Source organism: Fulvivirga kasyanovii (assembly GCF_009711405.1).
Taxonomy (GTDB): domain Bacteria; phylum Bacteroidota; class Bacteroidia; order Cytophagales; family Cyclobacteriaceae; genus Fulvivirga; species Fulvivirga kasyanovii.
Map to the genome: position 1 here is coordinate 8,872 of NZ_SMLW01000535.1, position 6,579 is coordinate 15,450.

Consider the following 6,579-nt stretch of genomic DNA (forward strand, 5'->3'; position numbering starts at 1 on the left):
ATTAGGGGTGAATTTTCTTGCCGGTGTATGCCCTCACCCGGCGGCGGTCTGTAGGTTAGTTTTGGCCGGAATGCCCTCTCCGACGCGGAGATGGAGTTTTGACTTTGCTAATTGTTGCGGTTGATTTTAACGCATGAAATTTATTACACTCAAAAAAATGGCACTGACAATGCTCAAATGCCGTCATTCCAGAATTTTCGTGATAAAATGTGATTTCATGACCGCGCTTAAAGAAAATATCTGGAATCTCCCCGATCGGGGCAGTGCCCAAACCTTCTGTAGCACATTTAATCAGAGGATTACACATCTCCGCTGCATTTGGAATGACGTGGTGCTTTCACACAATACAATTGAAGTTGGCAAAACCATATTCGTCTTTATTTAAGATAAAGATAAAGTCATTTAGGTCTTGGTAATGTCTTCTTCATTTTAGTACCTGTTATCAGTTTTTAAGTCAGTTCCATGTGTTCGTTTAAAAGCTCCACATTGAAATTAATTTTTGCATTCAAGGCTTTAAAAACCTTGATAATAGTTTCAAATCGTGCATCGGTTAAGCTGTTCTCCAGTTTGGATATCTGAGCCTTTTTAACTCCAACGAGTTTTCCCAATTGTTCCTGAGTTAGGTTCCGTTCTTTTCGAGCACGTTTGATAGCTTCTCCTAAAAGGTCAAGCTTAAGCTCATATTCAAATGCTTCTCTTTTCGCTGTTCCTCTTTTACCGATAAATTTATCGGTTACTTCGTCAAGGGTGTATGTTTTTAAAGCTGCCATAACTATTTGTTTTCAAAATACCTTTTTCTAATCTGTTCAGCATGTTCAATTTCGCCTTTAGGAGTTTTTCCTGTTTTCTTCACAAGCCCATGAGTTGTTAGGACGAGTGTTTCGGTATTTTCAGTTTTGTCCCAGAAAGCGAATAATCGATAATATGTTTTCTTAAAGAGTGTTCTGGATTCCCAAATGCAAACCCAAAAATGAAAGTTTCTTTTTTAGGAAACAATTTGAAATGATTAGAAATCGTATTCTGATTGCTTTACAATATCTTGAATGAAATCTTGCTCTACGTTTGGAGACATGATAGGGACTCCTCGATAAATCGGGGCAATCATACAGTGCAGGCACTTCCAAGCATTCACACAATCAAAAACTGCTCCCCTACATAACACTCGTTTTAGTTAAATCCCTATATTTGAAGTGCGAAACACATTATAATTTATCATGACGCCAGAAATAAAAAATCGGCTAAACCAAAGGTATTGGATAGGCATACGGGTGAAAGTCCCGCAGACCGTTCAAGGCGTTGCTTTGATGTGTTTCGCAGTGACCTATCCTATTTTACACACTTACTAATCCATTTCATTTATGCGAAACACAAATGGTCCGACAGCCTGCATCAAAGGCACTTACTCAGAGCCTGTTGATGCCCCTAAAATTCTTAATCCCTTAACTCCTACTGAGCAGGAATTTATTAGCTGTATTAAATTTCTGGGTATTGATGAATTAATCTTTTCCTTAAAAATGACCCACAATTTGGCCCTGTATCACACTGATCTAAGTATTGACCAGGAGGAAAAGAATGCTCTTTTTAATTTGAAGGTTCTTTGGGAGGAGTTGGAGAAGCTTTGAGGTTTGGGGCTGTTCTTTGGGATGGCCCTTTGTTTAATTTTTAGGTTCGTTTATCAGGTAATCGACACAAGTGGAGGCTTGCGTCAGAGGGAGGCACTACCTTTGCAAAGATCTCGGTTAGCTTATGTATGATAGTATTTGTTGTCTTGTAGTTTGTGGATTATTTCAAAAGGACAAACCCTTTTTCGTTTTTATATTTTTCAAATTGAGGTAGCGGGTTGCATTTTGTTCCTACAACCCGAACAGCATACTTACCTGTATTTTTCCCCTTTTTATTTTCGCTTACGTTAGTTTTTTCCTGTGAAGCTAAAAAGACAATGTCTTGCGATGGTATAACCCAATAACTATCTATAAACTCTGAATATAGAACAAAAAAGTAGTTGTCACATTTTTCTCTTATAGTCAGCAATGGGAAATACCCACGGTTCTTTAAATCACAAGTATTACTTCTCGCCTTTATTTGGATGTCAAGGTATCTTCGGTTGTTAATCCGGATTACACAATCAATTCCTTTATCATCAACTAAGGTTGAATACACATCAAAGCCAAGTTCTAGCAACTTAGCAATAGCTTTATATTCCTGCCGTTTTCCATATGAAGCACTATCCCTAAATGACATTTGAAATCAAAACAAGTCATTAATGACTGATAGTAAATTCTGAGCATCCTGTTCATTAGTTGACGTCTTACTCACTTCATTTGTATCAATCATTTTATCTATAAATCGATTCTCATAATTAACGAATTCTCGTATCGCTGCATTTGTTCCTGGGGGAACTCTGTCAAAGGTCCTACATGCACATATACAAAGCAGGCAGTTATCGCTAGTTAATTCCTCCAGTCTGTCGTGAACAAGATCATAAGTATCCCCTGAACTTGTTACTCCCAACAACTTATCCTGTTTAGAAAATACAGCCAAAAAGTCGCCACCACTGTCTCGAAAATTACCTCGAACCAATTGAAATCCATTTTGTAAAAGGAGTTCATAAAGTATTCTAATTGCAGATGTTTTTCCTGAAGATGCTCTGCCTCTTAATGCAACTATTGTTCCCATATTTAAGCTTTTCAATGATTCGCTAGTAGGCATTAGCCACAACGGTTTGCAGATGACTTGTAGCGGTTTCGAAGCACTTTCCTGTCCACCGAAACCAAAACAGGCGACGAAGCGAAGCCTGGCAGCCATTTACCCGCCATAAACTATATGCGCTGTTGATAGCTGGTTTTATTTATTCAGTTTTACCATTATTCCATCACATAAGTTTTTTAAGTCATTTAGTTTAGGAACAATTTCTAATGATGCTTTATTATCTAGCCATTCTCGAGGTTCTCCCCAAAAGTCAGCTTTATGATATAAGTATTTCGGAAGTCCCTCTTTTAAGTCAGCTGCTACAGATTTATTTAAAGCAATGTGCCACAGTTTACTCAAGTCAGTATTGTCCACATAACCTTCATTTCTAATGAATTTTTTAGTTTCCAATATGGCTTGGTTTATTGAAGTCAGGGCTTCAGATAGTTTAGTCTTTTTTTCAACTGTGCCAAAATAATCTTGGTTTACTTTCTCCAGAATTCGAACAAATACTTCTTTAAAGCTTTCAACAAGTATTACCTTACCTATGACATCAACCATTTCGTTTCTTTTTAATTAATTGTGTTGTTTTGACTTGCTACCAACATCCAACTAAAATACGTATGCCCCCAGTTTATAGAAGGTGTGAAGTTTCCTTTTCGCAATGCCTTTCAAAGAGCTCAGTTCGAACATTCATTTTAGTGTTTGTTGTGCTTAGTTTATTTTCTTAAAGATTCCGGTAAAAGTTGATTGAGTTCCTTCTTACTGAAAGTCAATTCTTCATTCACATTCAGAGCTTTGGTAGCTTCTTGATATGCTTTTGAAATTGTTCTAGGTGAACCTTTGTAGATATTAAATAAATCATCTTGAAGTTCGTCTCGTTTATTTCGAATTTGTTCTACTGACAGTTTCTGAGCAGCCATATCCGTAAGTAACGAGAGATAACTTTCTCTAATATTCCATAAATTATTTGCTGCGGTTGAGTGTTTTTGAGCTATCTCTCCCAAGTCGTAATCCTTGGTATAAGTATTCAGCCCGAATAATAAAGCTGATAATATGGCAGAAATTAAACCGACCCAATAATTTTCACCAAAAACAGCAACCAAAATTCCAGTTGTTGTAGTTGCTGAAAGAACAATCTGAGTAATCTTTATTGCCTTATGTCTTTCCCATATAATATCGGCACACTTTTCTTGAGTTTTGTGCGACCAGACAACCCTTCCGTAAAGCTCTCGTATCTGTGAATCAAATACTTCAACTTGGGAATTTTGTTCCATAAATCTCTCTCCATTTAGTTTTGGAAGTATAATGGTAACCATCTGATTCGTTTTGAATTGCTTCCAATGAAATATTATAACATCTTTTAGCCTTGTATTCAAATTTTCCTTTTCTCCACACAAACTGGTTGGCCCCTGGGCTTAACCAGTATGATTGAGATTCACTTTGCTCACATAGAAATTTGAAGAAATCTCGACTCATCCAATCATAATAGATAAATGATTTGTCTTTATTCGCCCAAGCTTTCAAAAATTTATAAGCCAATGTGTCTATTAACAGTCCTCCCATGGGTACATCCCAAACCTGCTTCCAAGCACGAGCCATTCTACACAATCTTTTAAGATTTTTATTCCACAGGTTATTGGCAGATATCATTTCTGCTATTTCAGGTTTTGGGTTCGTAGTTCTCCAACTTCCTCCGCTGTTGGTATCTGGATAAGTAAAACTATCGTCAGTATTCACAAAGCAAGGCACTATTTCAAATGAGATTTTGTCTGTAAAATCAACCTTTACTACTTGACCATCGGCTCTCATGTATGTTTTATATGTATTCTGTATGCAGTTCTTCACCTCTTGAAGTAATGCTGATTGTCCATTCCCTATGTAATTATCAAATCTCATGTAATCCTCATAAGGAAGCCAAAATAGCATATCAATGTCACTCGTATGGATTTCTGTTCCTCGCCCATAAGAACCAACATATAAGCTATGACTGGTTTCAGACTCACTGTTCCAGTAGCATTTGTTCAATTGTTTTGTTATGCGCTTGTATCTATACGCAATGGAGTCCACTGTGTCATCTGACATTCTAAGATTATTGCAAAAGGTTTTGAAATTATCAGATACTGACATTGAATTTGATGGATCTAATTAAGTACAACACTGTTATATATAAAGGCATTACGCTTATTTCCCATATAGTTATCATTATCGATTACCTGATAAATAACCATATACCCATTTACAACTGCGTACAATCAGGTATCACAAACACTTGAATGTACTCAACTTACCAACACACCCTACCTAAACTTTCCCAGCGACACCAATTACTTTCCCAACAGCACAAATTCAAATACATACAAAATCTAAATCTAGCTTAACCCAATATCCCTGTCAATACCCAACCTTGGGTATTTTTTATAAAATCTGCCTTGAAATAGGCATAGAGCCTTTGAGGCCAAACACCCTCTGTCCCGATAGAAAAAATCGGGACATCTCCCTCAAGGGAGAAGTTAGTGTGTAGGTATTAGTCAGTTGAGAGGTCAGGTTTGGCTAGTGCTTTTAAGTTCGGGATTCCGGATATTTTCTCCGTTGCTCTGCGAAAATTCCGGAATGACGGTGCTATTTTTGATCTAACTTTACTAAATCCATTTTAATGTCGTCATCGAACAGCAGAAAAACTGAATGACTAAATATCTGAGCATCATTAATAAATTGGTATGAAAACTATAATTGGCTTCTTGACATTCTTACTGACTTTTCAGACTATCACAAATTCCGACAAACATGTTGGTAAGTGGACCGGAGAAGAAAGCGGAAAAATCATAAGCCTAACACTAGACAAAGAGGGTTTTGCTACTTTCGAAGTTGAAGGTCAAATCTTAGGTGGTAAATCATCGGAAAGGAAAGGAACTCAAGTCCAAATGACTTATGAGATTGACAGTTCGCAAACTCCACATTTTATTGATTTGATTATTACTGAGAAATCAACAGGCAATGAACAGGCTCGAATGTTAGGTATAATCGAATTCATTAATATCAACAAAATGAAGTTCGCAATAGGTAATAACCCAAACATCCGGCCGAATGATTTTAGCGAAAAATTCCTCCTCCTTGAGAGGAGTAGTATTCAAGAATCAGATTGATCAATAATTTGGTGCAAGTAAAATTGGCGCCTAACACCACCCAGCGTCAATCGTGACACTTGTTAGATATTACACAGGTCAGGTTCAGCAGGTCCTCTTAAATTCGGGATGCCTGATATTTTCTCCTTCCCAACGTATGTCATAGCTCAAAGCCTACCATTTTTCCTTATTAATACGTGTTATTTATCAAGGCATAAGAAATTTTCTCCACTGGATTGTAATCAAGCCTTTCCAATATTTTCTCCACTCGTTTTTTAAAATCTTCAATCTCTTCAATGGCCCGTTTAAGCTCTCTTTGAAATAGTGAAAAATCAAACTCATTTACTACCCTTTCCTTAGGAACGCTATCTTCTGTTAATTCAGAAAATTGGAGTTTATTGTTTAAAATTCTTAAATAGATCATAGGATGGCCAATCCAAACCTCTTTCCATTCAGAGGACGTTTCATTTATCACATCAATCCAGTTTTGATAATCACTTAAAGAAGAGCAACATTGAGGTTGTACAACGGGAACATCGTCAACAAAAATTACAAGTCCTCCGTCTAAAGGACATATATCTTCAACTTTTTCATTTTCAAGCTGTCCTTTTAATATTATTTCGAGGTTCCTATCAGATATTTTAGAAACTTCAATAAAGAAATAACCCAAAATGCAAGGCATTACAGCATCAATTCCAGAATCAGAAAGACTTTTTAGCCAATACTTATTCCATCCGTCTGCAAACTCCTTAGCAGTCCCATTGGG

Annotated in this window: 10 protein-coding genes; 2 read left to right on the forward strand and 8 right to left on the reverse strand. The window is 36.8% G+C overall.

Features of this window, described 5'->3' with window-relative positions; all coding sequences use genetic code 11:
• Positions 1 to 449 precede the first annotated feature (449 nt).
• Entirely contained in the window at positions 450 to 770 is a 321-nt protein-coding gene (locus E1163_RS12280) for a helix-turn-helix domain-containing protein (protein ID WP_155172075.1), read from the reverse strand.
• 2 nt (positions 771 to 772) lie between these two features.
• The gene (locus tag E1163_RS12285) at positions 773 to 958 is read right to left on the reverse strand and encodes a type II toxin-antitoxin system RelE/ParE family toxin (RefSeq protein WP_343033823.1); all 186 of its coding nucleotides are present in this window, start codon (positions 956 to 958) and stop codon (positions 773 to 775) included.
• Positions 959 to 1,358: 400 nt separating this feature from the next.
• On the opposite strand from E1163_RS12285, the gene E1163_RS12290 reads away from it, so the two are divergent.
• The gene (locus tag E1163_RS12290; RefSeq protein ID WP_155172077.1) at positions 1,359 to 1,622 is read left to right on the forward strand and encodes a hypothetical protein; all 264 of its coding nucleotides are present in this window, start codon (positions 1,359 to 1,361) and stop codon (positions 1,620 to 1,622) included.
• A 160-nt stretch (positions 1,623 to 1,782) separates the two neighbouring features.
• Here the strand turns inward: E1163_RS12290 and E1163_RS12295 are convergent, their stop codons facing one another.
• The 5 genes from E1163_RS12295 to E1163_RS12315 all read right to left on the reverse strand — a co-directional run bounded on the left by E1163_RS12295 (position 1,783) and on the right by E1163_RS12315 (position 4,818).
• The gene (locus E1163_RS12295; RefSeq protein ID WP_155172079.1) at positions 1,783 to 2,241 is read right to left on the reverse strand and encodes a hypothetical protein; all 459 of its coding nucleotides are present in this window, start codon (positions 2,239 to 2,241) and stop codon (positions 1,783 to 1,785) included.
• 6 nt (positions 2,242 to 2,247) lie between these two features.
• Entirely contained in the window at positions 2,248 to 2,709 is a 462-nt protein-coding gene (locus tag E1163_RS12300) for a hypothetical protein (RefSeq protein WP_155172081.1), read from the reverse strand.
• A 135-nt stretch (positions 2,710 to 2,844) separates the two neighbouring features.
• Positions 2,845 to 3,249 (reverse strand): hypothetical protein, encoded by a 405-nt coding sequence (locus E1163_RS12305; RefSeq protein ID WP_155172083.1) that lies wholly within the window; start codon positions 3,247 to 3,249, stop codon positions 2,845 to 2,847.
• 158 nt (positions 3,250 to 3,407) lie between these two features.
• Positions 3,408 to 3,965 carry an SLATT domain-containing protein gene (locus E1163_RS12310; protein ID WP_155172085.1) on the reverse strand — a complete coding sequence of 186 codons (558 nt, stop codon included), beginning with the start codon at positions 3,963 to 3,965 and terminating at the stop codon, positions 3,408 to 3,410.
• A complete protein-coding gene (locus tag E1163_RS12315) occupies positions 3,943 to 4,818 on the reverse strand; it encodes an SMODS domain-containing nucleotidyltransferase (protein ID WP_155172087.1) in 876 nt (291 codons plus the stop codon). The genes E1163_RS12310 and E1163_RS12315 overlap by 23 nt, the downstream gene beginning before the upstream one ends.
• Before the next feature lie 590 nt (positions 4,819 to 5,408).
• Between E1163_RS12315 and E1163_RS12320 the strand changes: the two genes are divergently transcribed.
• Entirely contained in the window at positions 5,409 to 5,834 is a 426-nt protein-coding gene (locus E1163_RS12320) for a hypothetical protein (RefSeq protein ID WP_155172089.1), read from the forward strand.
• A gap of 169 nt (positions 5,835 to 6,003) precedes the next feature.
• Here the strand turns inward: E1163_RS12320 and E1163_RS12325 are convergent.
• On the reverse strand, positions 6,004 to 6,579 hold a 576-nt coding region (locus E1163_RS12325; protein ID WP_185156067.1), incomplete at its 5' end, for a hypothetical protein.

Excerpts from the sequence above, each read along its gene's own strand:
- E1163_RS12305 (WP_155172083.1), bottom strand. The coding sequence starts at position 3,249 with ATGGTTGATGTCATAGGTAAGGTAATACTTGTTGAAAGCTTTAAAGAA.
- E1163_RS12310 (WP_155172085.1), bottom strand. The coding sequence starts at position 3,965 with ATGGAACAAAATTCCCAAGTTGAAGTATTTGATTCACAGATACGAGAG.
- E1163_RS12290 (WP_155172077.1), top strand. The coding sequence starts at position 1,359 with ATGCGAAACACAAATGGTCCGACAGCCTGCATCAAAGGCACTTACTCA.
- E1163_RS12295 (WP_155172079.1), bottom strand. The coding sequence starts at position 2,241 with ATGTCATTTAGGGATAGTGCTTCATATGGAAAACGGCAGGAATATAAA.
- E1163_RS12320 (WP_155172089.1), top strand. The coding sequence starts at position 5,409 with ATGAAAACTATAATTGGCTTCTTGACATTCTTACTGACTTTTCAGACT.
- E1163_RS12280 (WP_155172075.1), bottom strand. The coding sequence starts at position 770 with ATGGCAGCTTTAAAAACATACACCCTTGACGAAGTAACCGATAAATTT.
- E1163_RS12300 (WP_155172081.1), bottom strand. The coding sequence starts at position 2,709 with ATGCCTACTAGCGAATCATTGAAAAGCTTAAATATGGGAACAATAGTT.
- E1163_RS12315 (WP_155172087.1), bottom strand. The coding sequence starts at position 4,818 with ATGTCAGTATCTGATAATTTCAAAACCTTTTGCAATAATCTTAGAATG.